The organism is Idiomarina seosinensis, from assembly GCF_044797955.1.
Lineage (GTDB): Bacteria > Pseudomonadota > Gammaproteobacteria > Enterobacterales > Alteromonadaceae > Idiomarina > Idiomarina seosinensis_A.
Genome location: NZ_CP085211.1, coordinates 896127 through 913357, shown reverse-complemented (window position 1 = coordinate 913357; position 17231 = coordinate 896127). Strand labels below are relative to the sequence as shown.

The following is a 17231-nucleotide window of genomic DNA, read 5'->3' as shown; positions in this document are numbered from 1 at the left end:
CATCTTGCCATCAGTTTCCGTTATCATGGTTTAAGTTTTCAGAATTCTTAATAGCATCAGGCGGTTGTGTCAATGCCCACCCAGTTTGCAACAACGCGATCGGTAATTATCGGGTCACTGCTGTTGTTATCAGCAGAAGCCAGCTTTGCCGGCGTCAGTGCGCTGGTAAAACATTTATCTGCGAATCAGTCCTTTGAACAACTGGTTTTTTTTCGCAATGTGATGGCCTTTATTGTGCTACTGCCATGGCTTTGGCGTAAAGGCCCCGGTTCGTTAAAAACTGAACGCCTGGGTCTGCACCTGGTGCGTGGAATTGCCGGCATTACCGCCATGTATCTGTTTTTTTACGCCATTGCCACCATTCCGCTAGCGCAGGCAACCCTGGTGCTGCTGCTGTCACCCTTTATGATACCGGTTATTGGCTGGCTATGGTTAAAGGACTATGTTACCCGACAGACCTGGCTGGCCATTTTACTGGGTTTTGTCGGTGTGTTTATTTTTCTTGATCCGCTAAACAGTTCGATTTCGCCCGTTGTCGGGCTGGCATTCATTGCCGCTTTACTGGCCGCCTTCACCAAAACAGTAATCCGCAAAATGTCGGTTACCGAATCCACCAGCAAAATTGTCTTTTATTTTTCCGGCTTTGCGACGCTGGCCTCAGCGCTGCCGTTACTTTGGTTTTGGCAGCCAATACCTGTTGAAAACTGGTTTGCCCTAGCGGTTATGGGGGCGCTGGCGGTATACGGGCAGCTGGCGATGACTAAAGCCTTTTCTATTGCACCAGCAGCTAAAATTGGTGTCTTTACCTACAGCTCAGTAATTTTTGCCGCTTTACTGGGTTTCTGGTTCTTCGACGAGGCCGTTTACTGGCACATGTTGTGGGGTACTTTAGTGATCGTGGCCGCCGGCTATCTTGCCATTCGAACACGCCGCAAACATTAACCCGGCGGCAGTTGGCTTTTGCCTGTTATCCGCGGTAAAATAAGGTGTGTCACGTACTTTATTACAGCTATTATTGAGAGACCATGAGTAAGAAACTTTACGTAAAAACCTGGGGTTGTCAGATGAATGAGTATGATTCAGCCAAAATGGCCGATCTACTGAATTCAACCCACGGCTATGAACTGACCGACGCAGCAGAACAGGCAGACCTGATCCTGTTAAACACCTGCTCAATTCGCGAAAAAGCCCAGGAGAAAGTCTTTCATCAGCTGGGGCGCTGGAAAAACCTCAAGCACAGCAATCCCGACCTTCTTATTGGCGTCGGTGGCTGTGTTGCCTCCCAGGAAGGCGATGCTATCCGCGCCCGCGCACCTTTTGTGGACTTAGTTTTTGGTCCCCAGACGCTGCATCGATTACCAGAAATGATCAAGCAGGTAGGCGCCAACCAGCAGCCGATGATCGACATTTCTTTTCCTGAAATCGAAAAGTTTGACCGTCTGCCGGATCCCAAAGCCGATGGTGCCACTGCTTTCGTTTCGATCATGGAAGGCTGTTCAAAATATTGCTCTTTTTGTGTGGTGCCTTACACTCGCGGTGAAGAAGTCAGCCGTCCGGTTGACGATGTTATATACGAAATCGCCCAGTTAGCCGGACAAGGTGTCCGCGAAGTGAACTTACTGGGGCAGAACGTTAATGCTTATCGGGGCGAACACTTCGATGGCTCTGTCTGCCGATTTGCTGAGTTGTTGTACTTAGTTGCTGCCATCGACGGCATCGACCGCATACGCTACACCACCTCGCACCCGGTTGAGTTCACTGACGATATCATTGAAGCCTATAAAGAGATTCCGGAATTGGTCAGCCATCTTCACTTACCTGTGCAAAGTGGTTCAGACCGGGTACTGGCGATGATGAAACGAACCCATACCGCGCTGGAGTATAAGTCAAAAATTCGGGCACTGAAAAAAGCCCGCCCCGATATTGCCATGTCATCGGACTTTATTATTGGCTTTCCGGGCGAATCTGACGCCGACTTCGAAGCTACTATGGATCTGATTCAGGCCATCGATTTTGATATGAGCTTTAGCTTTATTTACAGCGCCCGGCCGGGTACTCCCGCTGCTGACTTGCCGGACGATGTCAGTGAAGAAACGAAAAAACAGCGGCTGCAGTTGTTGCAGCAGCGGCTGAACCAGCAGTCGATGGCTCATGCCCGCCGAATGCTGGATACAGAGCAGCGTATTTTGGTTATCGGACCGTCAAAGAAGAACCCAATGGAACTTGCCGGACGTACTGAGAATAACCGGGTTGTAAACTTTGTTGGGCAACCCCATATGATTGGTCAGTTTGTCGACGTGAAAATTACCGAGGTACTGCCCAACTCCTTACGCGCCGATTTAGTTCGTGAGGAAAAAGACATGGGCCTGCGCGTTGACACCGCACCGGAAATTATTTTACAACGAGGCCGGGCAGCCGGTCCGGATGAGCTGGGCGTCAGCAAAGTCGCCCCGGCAGCTTCATAATAGACGAGGATTGGATTGAGCCAACATACTGAAACCATTGAATTCACTTTAGAGCCGACTGATTCACGTCGGCTCTCCGATTTATGCGGTCCCTTTGACGAGAACCTGAAGCACATCGAGCGTCGGTTAGGCGTCGAGATTACTCACCGGGGCCACCAGTTTCGCTTAATTGGTCACCAGCATACCGTAACGGCGGTGCAGGATATTTTACGTGACTTATATGTGGAAACCGCAACGGTTAAAGGCGAGCAAGCCACGATTGAGCCACAGCAAGTGCATTTAGCCATTCAGCAGGCTAAGGTTTTAGAACAGGACAACGGTGATCCTGCGGCTGAAAAAATGACCCACATTAAAACTAAGCGGGGTCTTATTAAGCCGCGCAATCACAGTCAGGCCGGCTATGTCCGCGCCATTCTGGGTCACGATGTCAATTTTGGTATTGGCCCGGCAGGTACCGGCAAAACCTATTTGGCGGTGGCCTGTGCGGTTGATGCTCTCGAGCGCCAGGAAGTGCGCCGCATCCTGTTAACCCGGCCCGCCGTCGAAGCAGGCGAAAAACTTGGCTTTTTGCCCGGTGACCTGGCACAAAAAGTCGACCCCTATTTACGCCCCTTATACGATGCGTTATTTGAAATGCTGGGCTTCGAAAAGGTTGAAAAGCTGATCGAGCGTAACGTTATTGAAGTGGCACCGCTGGCCTATATGCGCGGCAGAACGCTAAACGATGCCTTTATTATTCTGGATGAAAGTCAAAACACTACCATGGAGCAGATGAAAATGTTCCTGACCCGTATCGGTTTTAACTCGCGGGCAGTGATTACCGGTGACATTACGCAAATTGACTTGCCCCGCGGCCAACGCTCCGGGTTACGTCATGCGATTGAGGTTTTAAGCCAGGTTGATGACATCAGTTTTACTTTCTTTCAGGCCGGAGACGTCGTGCGTCATCCGGTAGTGCAGCGCATCGTCCAGGCCTACGAAGATTTTGACAGTCAGAGCCCCCATGAACGTTGAACTGGATTATCAGGTAACGGTTGCCGACCCCGATAATTGCTTACCCAGCGCCGACCAGGTAGAACTCTGGGTAAGTAAAGCTCTGGCCGCCGTGCGGCCCGAGCAAAGTGACGCCGAGCTGACTGTGCGGGTTGTCGATAAAGAAGAAGGCCGGCAATTAAATAAAGCCTACCGTGACCGTGACTATGCGACCAATGTCTTATCCTTTCCGTTCCAGGCTCCGGTAGAATTACCCGTGCCTTTGTTGGGCGATCTGGTCATCTGTGCCGAAGTGGTTACCGAGCAGGCACATCAGCAACATAAAGCCGTTAACGACCACTGGACGCATATGGTCATCCACGGTACGCTGCATTTATTAGGCTATGATCACATTGAAGACGAAGATGCCGAGGCAATGGAGCAGCTTGAACGAGAACTATTGGCCGAACTGAACATAGCCGACCCTTACCAGCTTTCAACTAATACGGAGCATAACGCTTAATGAGCGACGACAACCCCCACTCAGCCAACGGCTCTTCTAATAAGTCCTGGGCAGCACGCCTGCTGCAAGTATTTACAGGAGAGCCGCAAAGCAGAGAAGAACTTGTCGATTTAATTCAGGACGCGGAAGAACGCGACCTGATCGATAACGATACTAAAGAAATGATTGAAGGAGTGCTTGATGTTGCTGAATTAAAGGTTCGTGACATCATGATACCGCGCTCGCAGATGGTAACGATTGACATCAACCAACAAGTTGAAGATTTTCTGCCCATCGTTATCGAATCACAGCACAGCCGTTATCCCGTGGTAACCGATAATAAAGACCACGTCGAAGGTATTTTACTGGCTAAAGACTTACTCAGTTTTGGTTTTGATCCCGCACAGAAAACCTTTTCGCTTGCCAATGTTATGCGGCCTGCCGTTATAGTGCCGGAGAGCAAGCGCGTGGACGTGCTACTGAAAGAATTTCGTTCCAACCGTTATCACATGGCAATTGTTGTTGATGAATACGGGGGTGTATCGGGGCTGGTCACCATCGAAGATATTCTGGAAGAGATTGTCGGTGAAATTGAAGACGAAACCGACCACAACGAAGACGAAAAAAGCAATATCAAGCGCCTGAGTTCGCGCCGCTTTTCTGTCAAAGCGCTGACCCCGATTGATGACTTTAATGACTATTTTAACAGCGACTTTAGTGACGAGGAAAACGACACCATCGGCGGCCTGGTGGCGCATGGTTTTGGCCACTTACCCCAACAGGGCGAAGAAGTAACTTTAGCAGGCTTTGTTTTTAAGATAAGCGCCGCTGATAAACGTCGCATACAGCAAGTTCAGGTGACCCCACCGGAACCCGGCTCAGCCGCTGGAGAAACCACTGAGTGATCACAGCGGTTAAGCACCAACTGCAGCAGCGCAGCTGGCTGCGCCAGCTGTTGTTACTGGTGCTGGGCGGTTGTTTATGCTTTGCTTATGCGCCTTTTGAGCTGACCCTGCTGCCTTTTGTCATTTTACCACTGCTGCTGGCCATTAGCTGGAACCTTGGCGTTAAACAGGCATTTGCCGCCGGCTTTAGTTTTGCTTTAGGCTGGTTCGGGGTCGGTCTTAGCTGGATTTATGTCAGTATTGATCAGTATGGCGGCATGCCGGCTGTCGCTAATGTCGCTGTTATGCTGTTATTGGTGGCTTACTTATCCTGCTTTCCGGCACTGGCCCTGGCGCTCTGGCGCTGGCTCTGTCAGCGCTCTGAACTCTGGCGTTTTAGCCTGCCGCTTATCTGGCTGACGACTGAAGCTTTGCGTGGCTGGCTGTTCAGCGGCTTCCCCTGGCTCGGGCTCGGGTATACCCAAACTGAAACTCTGTTAGGCGGCTTAGCCTCGTCTGTCGGCCAATACGGTATTACCGTTGTGCTCTGGTTCATTGCTTTGGCAATCGTCACCGGACTGCGCTATCGGCGCCCACAAAATGCTCTGCTGCTAGTCATTATTATCAGCCTGGCCTGGCTGGCTCCAGGTTTACAGCCGCTGCAACGCAGCGGCGAAACCACATCCGTGTTGCTGGTGCAGGGCAATGTTCAGCAGTCACTGAAATGGCAGTCAGACCAACAATGGCCTAATATCCTTCGTTATCTGGATCTGACCCGGCCCAATTATCAGCACGATATTATAATCTGGCCTGAATCTGCAATTACGGCTTTAGAACCTTACGCGGACGACATTCTGCACAATATTGATCAGGCCGCCAGCATCAATAATGCGGCTGTGGTGACGGGCATTATTGACTACGATCAACAACAGGACGAATTCTATAATTCCGTCATTGTGCTTGGCCAGCAAACGGCAAATGATGATTTTATGCCCGCTTATCGTTACGGCCATGATAACCGTTACCAAAAGCATCAGTTACTGCCGATTGGTGAGTTTGTACCGTTTGAAGAGCTGCTGAGGCCTCTGGCACCGTTGTTTAACCTGCCGATGTCATCCTTTAACCGGGGGGCCTACCAACAGGCTAATCTGCAGGCGAAGGGGCAGCGGTTAAGCACTGCAATTTGTTACGAAATCGCATTCAGCGGCCAAGTACGGGATAACACCACAGCCGACACTGACTTTATCTTAACCGTTAGTAATGACACCTGGTTTGGCGATTCCCACGGCCCCTGGCAGCATATGCAAATTGCGCAAATGCGCGCCCGGGAACTCGGCCGGCCAGTGCTCCGAGCCACCAATAACGGGGTATCCGCGGTGACTGATGAACACGGCAGCATTATTGCCATAGCGCCCCAGTTTACAGCAACAACGGTCTCGGCCGAGGTTGCCAATGTGCGGGGCTCGACCTTATTTGCCCAGGCAGGACAATGGCCGGCAATCGCCACTGCTCTGCTGGGGTTGCTACCATTACTGCGACGGCTGGCTAACAGACGTGGTCAGCTGCAACAAAAATCAGTACAATAAACACGGTTTTTACATTTACAGGAAAATACGCCATGGAAAACATTTTTGATGCCTTATTGTTTGCGGTACTTGTCGCTGCCGGCGGCTTAGGTCTCAGCAGCTTTTTAATGCTTTTTTCAAGCACGACAGCAACAGAAAAAGAAGCCGTTCAGCGGCAGCGCTTTGAAAGCGTCTTTTTTGGCGTAGCGGGTCTCGTCGTTGTGCTGCTTATGTGGTACGCCATTAGTTAAATTAACCGTCACTCCACTTCTGCGAACCGGATGTAACAGAAATTATGCAACAACAATACGATCCCTCTGCGATTGAAACCGCCATTCAGCAACAATGGCATGACCAGCGTGTCTTTGAAGTCACTGAACAGCCCGACAAAGAAAAATTTTACTGCCTGTCGATGTTCCCTTATCCCAGTGGCAAATTGCATATGGGTCACGTCCGAAATTACACCCTCGGTGATGTAGTTTCGCGCTATCACCGCATGCAGGGTAAAAACGTGTTGCAACCGATGGGCTGGGACGCCTTTGGACTACCGGCAGAAAACGCCGCAATCCAGCACCAGACGGCACCGGCGAAGTGGACATACGAAAACATCGATTATATGCGCGAGCAGCTCAAAAGCCTGGGCTTTGGCTATGACTGGAGCCGCGAAATCGCCACCTGCTCGCCGGATTACTACCGCTGGGAACAATGGTTTTTTACCAAGCTGTACGAAAAGGGTCTGGTTTACAAGAAAAACGCCACCGTCAACTGGGATCCGGTCGATCAAACCGTATTAGCCAATGAGCAGGTTATCGATGGCCGCGGTTGGCGCAGCGGCGCCAAAGTAGAACAAAAAGAAATCCCGCAGTGGTTTATCAAGATCACCGCCTACGCTGATGAACTGCTGCAGGACTTAGAACAACTTGACGGTTGGCCCGAGCAGGTTAAAGCCATGCAGCGTAATTGGATAGGTCGCTCTGAAGGGCTGCAGATTGAATTTGACGTGGCTGATCACGATGACACCCTAAGTGTTTACACGACACGGCCTGATACCCTGTTTGGCGTCACTTATATGGGGCTGGCTGCGCAACACCCGCTGGCCATTGAAGCGGCCCGTAACAACCCCGAACTGGCCGCTTTTATTGAACAATGTAAAAACAGCAAGGTAGCCGAAGCTGATCTGGCGACCATGGATAAGCTGGGAATGGACACCGGTTTAGAAGCTGTTCATCCGCTGACCGGTAAACGCATTCCTATTTGGGTTGCTAACTTTGTTTTAATGGATTACGGCTCCGGCGCCGTCATGGCAGTTCCGGGCCACGATCAGCGCGACTGGGAGTTTGCCAGTAAATACCAGCTGCCGATCACAGCCGTTATTGAACCCTTTTCCGGTGAAGGCGACGTTAAAACAGCAGCCATTACCGAAAAAGGCACTGTGATTAACTCCGCCGACTATGATGGCATGAGTTCACAACAAGCCTTTGATGCAATCGCCGAGGTCATCGAGCAACGCGGCATTGGCAAACGCACGGTCAATTATCGTTTACGCGACTGGGGCGTTTCGCGCCAGCGTTACTGGGGCACTCCAATTCCAATGCTGAATCTGGAAAATGGCGAGTCAGTGCCGGTGCCTGAACAGGACTTACCTGTGACCTTGCCCGAAGATGTTGTTATGGATGGCGTTAACTCCCCAATAAAATCGGATCCTCAGTGGCGCAAAACAACTTACAACGGCCAGCCGGCAGAACATGAGACGGATACCTTTGATACGTTCATGGAGTCCTCCTGGTATTATGCCCGTTACTGCAATGCGCAAAGCCAGGATGCCATGCTGGAACCGGAAAAGGCTAACTACTGGCTGCCCGTTGACCAGTATATCGGCGGAATTGAGCACGCTATCTTACACCTGCTGTATTCACGTTTTTTCCATAAGCTATTACGTGACGCCGGGTTAGTAGATTCTGACGAACCATTTAAGCGCCTGCTTTGTCAGGGCATGGTATTGGCAGACAGTTACTATCGTGAAGACGAAAAAGGCGGCAAGCAATGGATATCCCCCCTGGATGTTGAACTAGAGCGGGATGATAAAGGCGCAGTCGTTGCCGCGCAGCATCAAAAAGACGGCCAACCGGTGACTATTGCCGGTATGAGCAAAATGTCGAAATCGAAAAATAACGGTATCGATCCGCAAACCATGGTTGAGCGCTATGGTGCCGATACCGTTCGTTTATTCATGATGTTTGCCGCTCCGCCGGAAATGACCCTGGAGTGGTCAGACTCGGCTGTTGAAGGCTCTCACCGCTTTTTGCGGCGGGTCTGGAAACTGTGCTTTGAGTTTATCCAGGCCGGTGGCTATAGCGAGGCCGGACAGCTGGATAAGCAACACAAAGACTTACGTCGCGAACTGCACAAAACCATCGCTAAAGTATCGGATGATATGGGCCGTCGCCAGCACTTTAACACGGCAATAGCGGCCATAATGGAGTTACTTAACCACCTGCAAAAAGCGCCACTGGAAACAGACGCTGACCGCCAGGTTATCGGCGAAGCCATTACTGCAATGATAAAAATGCTGGCACCGATTACCCCCCACATTTGTGAGCAGCTATGGCAGGAGCTGGGACATCAGCAGCCCCTTAGCTTTGCCGAGTGGCCAACAATTGACGACAGCGCATTAATTGAAAATGAAAAACTGATCGTAGTACAGGTCAATGGTAAGGTCCGCGCTAAGTTAACCGTTGCTGCAGATGCCAGTGCAGAAGAAGTCGAGCAACAGGCACTGAACCACAGTGCCGTGCGCAAATATACTGACGACAAAACCCTGCGTAAGAAAATCTACGTGCCCGGCAAAATTTTTAATATCGTGGTGAGCTAAGTTATGTTGCGCCGCTCTGTTCAGCTGTTCGCCGGCAGCCTCTGTCTGCTTGGGCTTACTGCCTGTAGTTTTCAGCTGCGCGATAATTATCAGTTGCCGCAAACAGTGCAGCAAATGCGTATTGAGTCGGTTAATTCACAGGAGCTGGAGGATAGCCTCCAGCAACGCCTGCTAACCGCGGGTATTCAGCTAACCGGAACCGATGAAGACGCCGCCCGGCTGCGGGTGTTGTCGGATAAACTGGAACGGCGCACATTATCACTCTTTGAAAGCGGCCAGGTTGCTGAGTACGAATTGCTTTACCGGGTTAACTACCAAATCACCCGCCGCGGAACTCTGGTTTATCAGGACACCGTGGAAGTGGCCCGTGATTATCAGGATGACCCCAACTTTGCTCTGGCGAAAACACGCGAGCGCGAAATGTTACTGGCCGAAATGCGGGACGATGCCGCCCGGCGCATGGTTCGGCAAATTATCAGCGAATTCTCGAATTAACCCATGCGCACCCTCTATCCCGAACAGTTAGAGCAGGCATTACAACAGCAAACAACGCTGCCACCGGTGCTACTGGTATTCGGCGAAGAGCTTTTATTACGTCAGGATGTCCTCAAAACTATCCGGCACAACGTAAAGCAACGTTTTCCGGATCAGACACTGGAGCAACAGCGCTGGCTGCAAGACGGTGAATTTGACTGGCAACAATTAACTCACGCCGGTCAGTCACTGAGTCTATTCAGTCAGTTTACCTTACTGGAATTGCAGTTGGCCGATAATAAACCCGGCCGTGAAGGTTCAGAAGCTCTGACGCACTACGCTAACAACCCTCCCGCAGAGCAGTTACTGGTTGTTATCGGCGACCGGTTAAAAAAAGAGCAGCAAAACAGCCGCTGGTTTAAAAGCTTAAGTCAAAATGCCTGGCTTATCCGGACGTTAACGCCGGATCGCGCCCGCTTGCCGCAATTTATCCATCAACGAGGACAACAATACGGGCTAAATTTAGACACCGAAGCCCTGAATTTGTTGGCTCATTGGTTTGAAGGCAACTTGTCGTTACTTGACCAGGAATTAAAAAAGTGGGCGTTGCTAAGTGATGGTAAACCCTTAACCCTTGATGTCGTTAATCAATACATGCGCGATGTCAGCCATTTCGATGCTTTCTCTCTGCAGGACAGTTTTATTCAGAATGATTTACTGCAGGCCAGTCATCGGTTGCATCGGCTGTTCGAAGAAGGTGCCGATTTGCACGCGTTGTTATGGGTTTTTCAGCGCGAAGTACAAACACTATCCCAATTGCAGGTAGCTGCCCGGCAAAAACTCGATAACAGTTCGATATTTCGCCAGCAGCTGATCTGGAAGTCTCAACAGCAAGCTTACCTGCAGCGAGCTCAGGCTATCAGCGCGCAGGCTCTGGCTCAGGCCCGGAATCTGGTAGCAAGACTGGAACTGGCACTAAAAGAACAGACAGGCGAACACCCTGAGGTTTTGTTCAGCCACTGCTTAGCCTTATTGTGCAGTGGTCCACATCTGGATGCAGTAAGTGACCAGCTGGCAATAATGGCCAGCGGATAAGGCCTGGCGGATGAGTAACTTTCCCCTTCGCGGCATTTTTGGCGGCACCTTCGATCCCGTTCACAACGGTCATCTTAAGTGCGCCAATGCGCTGACAACCGAACTTCAGATGGAACAGCTTCATTTAATGCCCAATGCCATTCCGCCACACCGGCCGCAACCCGGAGCCAGCGCAGAGCAACGGCTGGCGATGGTGCGTCTGGCCTGTCAGCCCTACCCGCGCTTACAGGCCGAAGATTATGAATTGCAGCAAGACCAGCGCTCCTACACTGTTAATACCCTGCGACATTTTTATCAACAGTTTGAACAGCACAGTCTGCTGTTCATCATGGGTATGGATTCTCTGGTGTCGCTGGATAAATGGTACCATTGGCAGCAACTTACCCAGTTTGCCCACCTGGTGGTTTTGCGCCGCCCGGGTTATCAGCCTGACCAGGCCTCAGAATTTTTACAGGACTATATTCAGACGCGGCTGACTGAACACGCCTCGACTTTAAGCCGGCAACGTCAGGGCTGTATTTATCTCGCCTCAACGCCGCTGGTCGATGTTTCTGCTACCGACTTACGACAAAAGCTTGCCACCGGTAAGACCGATATTCCGGTGCCGAAAACCGTGGCCCGATTCATTCAGCACCATCAGCTATACCGCCAGAATTAAAGTTTGACTCCCATTGGGCAGAGCTTTTCTGCTAAACTGACGCGGATACTAATTAATCATCAACTTTTCAGGAGAAACCCAGTTTGCAAGGTGAACAACTGCGAGACTTTGTTATTGATAAAGCCGAGGATATGAAAGCCCGGGACATGCAGGTATTAGACGTGCATGACAAAACCGATGTCGTCGACTTTATGATTATTTGTTCAGGAACTTCGAAAACCCATGTCAGAAGTATTGCTGAGTATGTAGCTACCGAGGCCAAACATGGCGGCTTTGCCCCGATTGGCATCGAGGGCGGAGAACAGTCAGAATGGGTGCTGGTCGATCTGGGCGATGTTGTGCTGCACGTAATGCAGGATGAGATTCGCGAATTCTATCAGTTAGAAAAGCTCTGGAGCCAGTAGGTGCAGATCCAGTTGCTGGCGGTAGGCAATAAAATGCCGGCCTGGGTCAGCGCCGGTTATCAGGAGTATGAAAAACGCTTTCCGTCCGAATGTAAATTGGTTTTGCAGGAAGTCAGTCCACTAAAACGGGCTAAAAAAGCTAACTTACAGCGCCTGACTGAGCTCGAGGGTGAAGCGTTACTTAAGGCGATACCCAGAGGCAACCGGATCGTGACCCTGGAAGTCGATGGCAGGCCCTGGACCACGCCCAAATTAGCGCAGCAGCTGCAAGCATGGCAAATGGACGGTCGCGATGTATCGCTGCTAATCGGTGGACCCGAGGGCCTGTCCCCGGCCTGCCTTGAAGCAGCCGAGCAGCGCTGGTCGCTGTCGCCATTAACCCTGCCGCATCCGCTGGTTAGGGTTATAGTGGCAGAGAGTCTTTATCGGGCCTGGAGTCTGAACAATAATCACCCTTATCACCGGGAATAACCGAGAAATTTAAGCGTCATGCGAACCCGAACGCCGATTCGAGATCAAGAAGCAGAATCCAGTTTATTTGCCCGCCGGGTTTTTGTCGCGATCGCTATCATTGTCGCGGTTTTCATGTTGCTAGTGGGCAATATGTACAACCTGCAGGTCGAGGAACACACCGAGCTGCAGACCCGCTCTAATGACAACCGTATTAAGCTGTTGCCGGTGGCTCCGAATCGGGGGCTGATTTACGACCGAAACGGCGCCCTGCTGGCGGAAAACCTGCCGGTGTACAGTCTCGATGTACACCCGGATGAGATTGCCGATTTAAACGCGACCATTGCTGAACTTGGACAAATCCTGACCATCACCGACAACGACCTGCAGCAGTTTGAGAATAACCTCAAAGGGCAACGCCGCTTTAATACCGTGACCCTGCTGGACGAACTTGAGCCAGAACAAGTAGCCACTTTTGCTGCCCATCAGCACCGGTTCCCCGGGGTCAGTATCGAAGCGCGCTTAATTCGACATTACCCTTACGCTGAATTACTGACCCATGTGGTCGGTTATGTTGCTAAGATTAATCGCCGCGATGTTGAACGCCTGCGCCAGGATAACGAACTGGCTAATTATGCTGCCAGTCGCACGATTGGTAAGCTGGGTATCGAAAAGTATTACGAACAGGCCCTGCACGGAGAAGTCGGTTACCAGCGGGTGGAAGTTAATAACCGTGGCCGCGCCGTCAGAACTCTGAGCACTGAAGCGCCGACTCCCGGCCAAGACATCGTACTTGAGCTGGATATTGAGTTACAGAAAAAAGCCACTGAAATCCTCGGTGACAATCGTGGCTCAATTATTTTAATGGATGCGGACACCGGTGGACTGCTGGCGATGGCCAGCACGCCCAGTTACGATCCCAACTGGTTTGTTAATGGCATCTCCTACGCCCGTTATCAGTCACTGCTTAATTCCCGTCACAGCCCGTTACTGAATCGCGCGACTCAGGGCGGCTACCCCCCCGCATCGACCATTAAACCGCAAATTGGCTTGCTCGGTCTGGTTGAGGGTACGATCACGGAGCAAAGCAAAATCTGGGATCCGGGCTGGTTTGAAATTCGCGGCGTAGACCGGCGTTATCGTGACTGGCTTTCCTGGGGCCATGGTTGGGTCGACCTGAATACTGCCATCGCCGAAAGCTGCGATGTTTTTTATTATGACCTGGCCCTGAAGCTGGGCGTCGATAAAATCTCCGCTTTTATGACTCAGTTTGGTTTTGGCGAAAAAACCGGCATTGATATTCAGGAAGAAGTATCTGCGCTGATGCCGTCGCGGGGCTGGAAGCGGGCACGCTTTGATGAGCCCTGGTATGCCGGTGAAACCCTCTCGGTTGGTATCGGGCAAAGCTACTGGACCGCAACACCAATGCAATTAGTGGCGGCAACCGCCGTACTGGCTAACGAAGGTGAGTTTTTGATACCGCGGTTATTACGCGGGTTTGGTACCACAGATCAGATAGAACCGGCGGAAATTGCCTACAAGCCGCCCGTAGTCATTGATAACTCAACATACTGGCAAGAAGTTAAGGAAGGAATGGAAGACGTTAATATGGGCAGCAAAGGTACCGCCCGTACAGCGTTTTCTGACGCAGCCTACAGTTCAGCCGGCAAAACAGGAACAGCGCAAGTGGTCAACTTAGGCCAGGATGAAGAGTACGACGCTGAACTCATTGCCGAACGCTATCGAGATAATGCCATGTATGTCGGTTATGCCCCGGCGGATGATCCCAAAGTGGTGATTGTTGTTGCCATGGAAAACGTTGTTGGCGGTGGTGGTAGTGTCGCCGCCCCGGCTGCCCGCCAGATGCTGGATAGCTGGCACCAGCGCTATCAGGACAAAGAGCAAGAGGAAGTAGCCCGTGCTGACCACTGAAGAACGACAGCGTAGCCGCGTATTAAAAAAACTGCATCTGGACGGCCCGCTGTTACTCGGGTTGCTGGCTCTGGCCATCATTAGCTTATTTGTTATCTACAGTGCCGCCGGCGAAAGCCAGTCGGTTGTAATTCGTCAGATGATCCGGGTTGGTGCTGCTTTTGTCGGTATGTTTATACTGGCTCAGTTACCCCCACGGTTTTTTGAAAAGTTTTCTCCGTTGCTCTATCTGCTCGGCCTGTTACTGCTGGTTGCCGTGCTGTTATTCGGCGAGGTAGGTAAAGGTGCTCAGCGCTGGCTGGATATCGGTCCGGTTACAGTACAACCGTCGGAACTGATGAAGCTGGCGGTACCCATGATGCTGGCCTGGTTTATTAACCGCCGCCCGATTCCTCCCCGGCTGGGCTGGTTACTGTTAGCTCTGTTGTTAGTGTTAATACCCACCTTATTAATTGCCCGCCAGCCGGACTTAGGAACTTCATTACTGGTAGCCAGTGCCGGGATATTTGTTATTTTCCTGGCCGGCCTCAGCTGGCGTCTAATCGCCTTTGCAAGTGCTCTGGTGGCAGCTTTTACGCCAGTACTCTGGATCTACCTGATGCACGATTACCAGCGCCAGCGGGTACTGACCTTCCTTAACCCGGAGCGCGACCCCCTGGGTGCCGGATATCACATTATTCAGTCAAAAATCGCCATTGGTTCCGGCGGGGTGGAAGGCAAAGGCTGGCTGCAGGGTACCCAGTCACAGCTTGAATTTTTGCCGGAACGCCACACCGATTTTATCTTCTCGGTTTTCAGCGAAGAGTTCGGCTTAATTGGCGTAGTGGTGTTGTTAGCACTGTATGGCTTTATTATTCTAAGAGGCCTGATCATCGCCTTGCGGGCCCAGGATACCTTCAGTAAGTTGTTGGCCGGAGCCTTGACACTCACCTTTTTTGTGTACGTGTTTGTGAATATTGGCATGGTCTCTGGATTACTGCCGGTAGTCGGTGTACCTTTACCTCTGATCAGTTATGGCGGCACCTCGATGGTGACGATTCTAGCGGGCTTCGGTATTTTGATGTCAATTGCGACTCACCATCGGCTCGTTATCCATCAGTAAATTAAAACCAGAATTCTAATAATAACGGGATACGCAAATGCTGCTTGCTAAAAAAATCTGCTTACACTGCCGCCCTGCTGCCCTGGCGGTGCTTTTTGCAGGGCTGATTACGCCGCTGTCAGGGACCGCTGAAACGGACCGCGATGCCGCACTGGAAGCCTTTATCCAGGAACAAATCTCTGACTATCAGTTTGATGAGCAGCAGCTGCGCGACTGGCTGGCTCAGGCTGACAAAAATGAACAGGTACTGGAAGCGATTCAGCGCCCCTGGGAAGCTAAACCCTGGTATCAGTATTATCCGATTTTTTTAACCGACAAACGCTTACAGGCAGGGCTTGAGTTTTGGCAGCAACATCAGCCAATCTTAGAGCGAGCTGAACAGACCTATGGTATTCCGGCCTCGGTTATTGTTGCCATTATCGGTATCGAAACCTTTTACGGCAGTTACCTGGGTAATTATCCGGTACTTGACTCACTGTATACGCTGGCTTTTCATTACCCGCCACGGTCCAGCTTTTTCCGCTCTGAACTGAGTGAGTATTTACGTCTCGCGCGGGCAGAAAACTGGCAGGTTAAAGCGCAGAAAGGTTCTTATGCCGGCGCTATGGGACTGGGCCAGTTCATCTCATCCAGTTACCGCCATTATGCGGTAGACTTTGATAATGACGGGCAACGCAACATCATCAGCAACCCTGCTGATGCGATTGGCAGTGTGGCCAATTATTTTGCCGAACATCGCTGGCAGGACGACGCCCCTATTGCAACTAAGCCTGACCAGCAACAGGGCTGGCATAAAGTCGCCGATAAAGGTATGAAACCGGACACTACGGTGGGTGAACTTCGTCAACAAGGCTTTTCGATCGACTCGCAGTACAGTGACAACCAGGCGGTTAAAGTGCTGGAATTTGAAACGCTCGAAGGCAACGAGTACTGGCTCGGCTTTGATAACTTTTATGCCATTACCCGTTACAATCACAGTCCATTGTACGCGATGGTCGCCTATCAGTTCAGTCAGCAATTAAAGCAGCACAGGCAAGCTCCCTGATGAATCTGCTAAAGCAAACACTGCTTTTGGTATCCGCAGCCCTGCTGCTTCAGGCCTGCAATGTCAACCCGGGCCGCTACAGCCAAAGCCAGGATAGCGCACCGGGACGTCTGCCAACCGCAGCCGAGCTGCAGGACGCTATCCCGATACAGGAGCCCTACAGTAGCCAGGGCAACAGCGATTACCAGGTACTCGGGCAATCCTACCAGGTGTTAAGTAATGCCGAAGGTTTTGTCGAAGAAGGCTATGCCTCCTGGTATGGCAATAAGTTCCATGGTCATTTAACCTCCAATGGCGAGTATTACGATATGTACAGCATGACTGCGGCACACAAGCACCTGCCTCTGCCCAGCTATGTTAAGGTCACCAACCTGGCAAACCAGAAGACGGTGGTGGTGCGGGTTAATGATCGTGGCCCTTTTCATGACAGCCGGGTTATTGATTTATCCTTTGCTGCTGCATACAAGTTAGATATGCTGGACCAGGGTACTGCGCCGGTTCGGGTTGAAGCCATTCAAATGGCCGGAGCCAGTGAAAATCCGGCATTTTTTATTCAGTTAGTCGCTTCTTCCGACAGCGATAAAATACAGAGTATTAGCCAACAGCTGGGTGAAAAATGGCGCCACAATGCAACTACAGTAGAAAATAGCGGTCTATATAAACTGTTGTTAGGTCCGTTTCCTCAGGCACAGGCCAACCGCTATTTACAGCAGTTAAGAGGCGCTGGTTTTCCGCAGGCATTTCGTGTTAAAAGTCTGCAAAATTAAGGCCCGGCAACTGACTCACTCGCGCAACGGTGATATACTTCGCG

Annotated in this window: 17 protein-coding genes; all 17 read left to right on the top strand. The window is 51.2% G+C overall.

Features of this window, described 5'->3' with window-relative positions; translation table 11 throughout:
- Positions 1–72: 72 nt before the first annotated feature.
- The 17 genes from LG288_RS04265 to LG288_RS04185 all read left to right on the top strand — a co-directional run bounded on the left by LG288_RS04265 (position 73) and on the right by LG288_RS04185 (position 17187).
- Positions 73–942 (top strand): DMT family transporter, encoded by an 870-nt coding sequence (locus LG288_RS04265; RefSeq protein ID WP_404402366.1) that lies wholly within the window; start codon positions 73–75, stop codon positions 940–942.
- An 83-nt stretch (positions 943–1025) separates the two neighbouring features.
- Entirely contained in the window at positions 1026–2465 is a 1440-nt protein-coding gene (miaB, locus tag LG288_RS04260) for a tRNA (N6-isopentenyl adenosine(37)-C2)-methylthiotransferase MiaB (protein WP_404402364.1), read from the top strand.
- Between the two features lie 15 nt (positions 2466–2480).
- Positions 2481–3479, top strand: coding sequence for a PhoH family protein (locus LG288_RS04255; RefSeq protein ID WP_404402362.1), 999 nt, complete (start codon positions 2481–2483; stop codon positions 3477–3479).
- Positions 3469–3960 carry an rRNA maturation RNase YbeY gene (gene ybeY / locus LG288_RS04250; protein WP_404402360.1) on the top strand — a complete coding sequence of 164 codons (492 nt, stop codon included), beginning with the start codon at positions 3469–3471 and terminating at the stop codon, positions 3958–3960. Before LG288_RS04255 ends, ybeY begins: the two co-directional genes overlap by 11 nt.
- Entirely contained in the window at positions 3960–4844 is an 885-nt protein-coding gene (corC, locus tag LG288_RS04245; RefSeq protein ID WP_404402358.1) for a CNNM family magnesium/cobalt transport protein CorC, read from the top strand. Before ybeY ends, corC begins: the two co-directional genes overlap by 1 nt.
- Entirely contained in the window at positions 4841–6409 is a 1569-nt protein-coding gene (gene lnt / locus LG288_RS04240; RefSeq protein WP_404402357.1) for an apolipoprotein N-acyltransferase, read from the top strand. The genes corC and lnt overlap by 4 nt, the downstream gene beginning before the upstream one ends.
- A 32-nt stretch (positions 6410–6441) precedes the next feature.
- On the top strand, positions 6442–6639 hold the full coding sequence (locus LG288_RS04235) for a hypothetical protein (protein WP_404402355.1): 198 nt from the start codon (positions 6442–6444) through the stop codon (positions 6637–6639).
- Between the two features lie 44 nt (positions 6640–6683).
- Positions 6684–9260, top strand: a complete 2577-nt coding sequence (gene leuS, locus LG288_RS04230; protein WP_404402353.1) for a leucine--tRNA ligase — start codon at positions 6684–6686, stop codon at positions 9258–9260.
- Between the two features lie 3 nt (positions 9261–9263).
- Entirely contained in the window at positions 9264–9755 is a 492-nt protein-coding gene (lptE, locus tag LG288_RS04225; RefSeq protein ID WP_404402351.1) for an LPS assembly lipoprotein LptE, read from the top strand.
- Positions 9756–9758: 3 nt separating this feature from the next.
- Positions 9759–10829, top strand: coding sequence for a DNA polymerase III subunit delta (holA, locus tag LG288_RS04220; RefSeq protein WP_404402349.1), 1071 nt, complete (start codon positions 9759–9761; stop codon positions 10827–10829).
- A gap of 10 nt (positions 10830–10839) precedes the next feature.
- Entirely contained in the window at positions 10840–11487 is a 648-nt protein-coding gene (gene nadD / locus LG288_RS04215; protein ID WP_404402347.1) for a nicotinate-nucleotide adenylyltransferase, read from the top strand.
- 83 nt (positions 11488–11570) lie between these two features.
- On the top strand, positions 11571–11891 hold the full coding sequence (gene rsfS, locus LG288_RS04210) for a ribosome silencing factor (RefSeq protein ID WP_404402345.1): 321 nt from the start codon (positions 11571–11573) through the stop codon (positions 11889–11891).
- Complete coding sequence (gene rlmH, locus LG288_RS04205) at positions 11892–12362, top strand: 23S rRNA (pseudouridine(1915)-N(3))-methyltransferase RlmH (RefSeq protein WP_404402343.1); 471 nt, start codon at positions 11892–11894, stop codon at positions 12360–12362.
- 18 nt (positions 12363–12380) lie between these two features.
- On the top strand, positions 12381–14273 hold the full coding sequence (gene mrdA, locus LG288_RS04200; protein WP_404402341.1) for a penicillin-binding protein 2: 1893 nt from the start codon (positions 12381–12383) through the stop codon (positions 14271–14273).
- Positions 14260–15375: a rod shape-determining protein RodA gene (rodA, locus tag LG288_RS04195; protein WP_404402339.1), complete on the top strand. Its 1116-nt coding sequence runs from the start codon at positions 14260–14262 to the stop codon at positions 15373–15375. The genes mrdA and rodA overlap by 14 nt, the downstream gene beginning before the upstream one ends.
- Positions 15376–15412: 37 nt before the next feature.
- Positions 15413–16420, top strand: a complete 1008-nt coding sequence (gene mltB / locus LG288_RS04190) for a lytic murein transglycosylase B (RefSeq protein WP_404402337.1) — start codon at positions 15413–15415, stop codon at positions 16418–16420.
- Positions 16420–17187 carry a septal ring lytic transglycosylase RlpA family protein gene (locus LG288_RS04185; protein ID WP_404402335.1) on the top strand — a complete coding sequence of 256 codons (768 nt, stop codon included), beginning with the start codon at positions 16420–16422 and terminating at the stop codon, positions 17185–17187. The genes mltB and LG288_RS04185 overlap by 1 nt, the downstream gene beginning before the upstream one ends.
- The last annotated feature ends 44 nt before the right edge of the window (positions 17188–17231 follow it).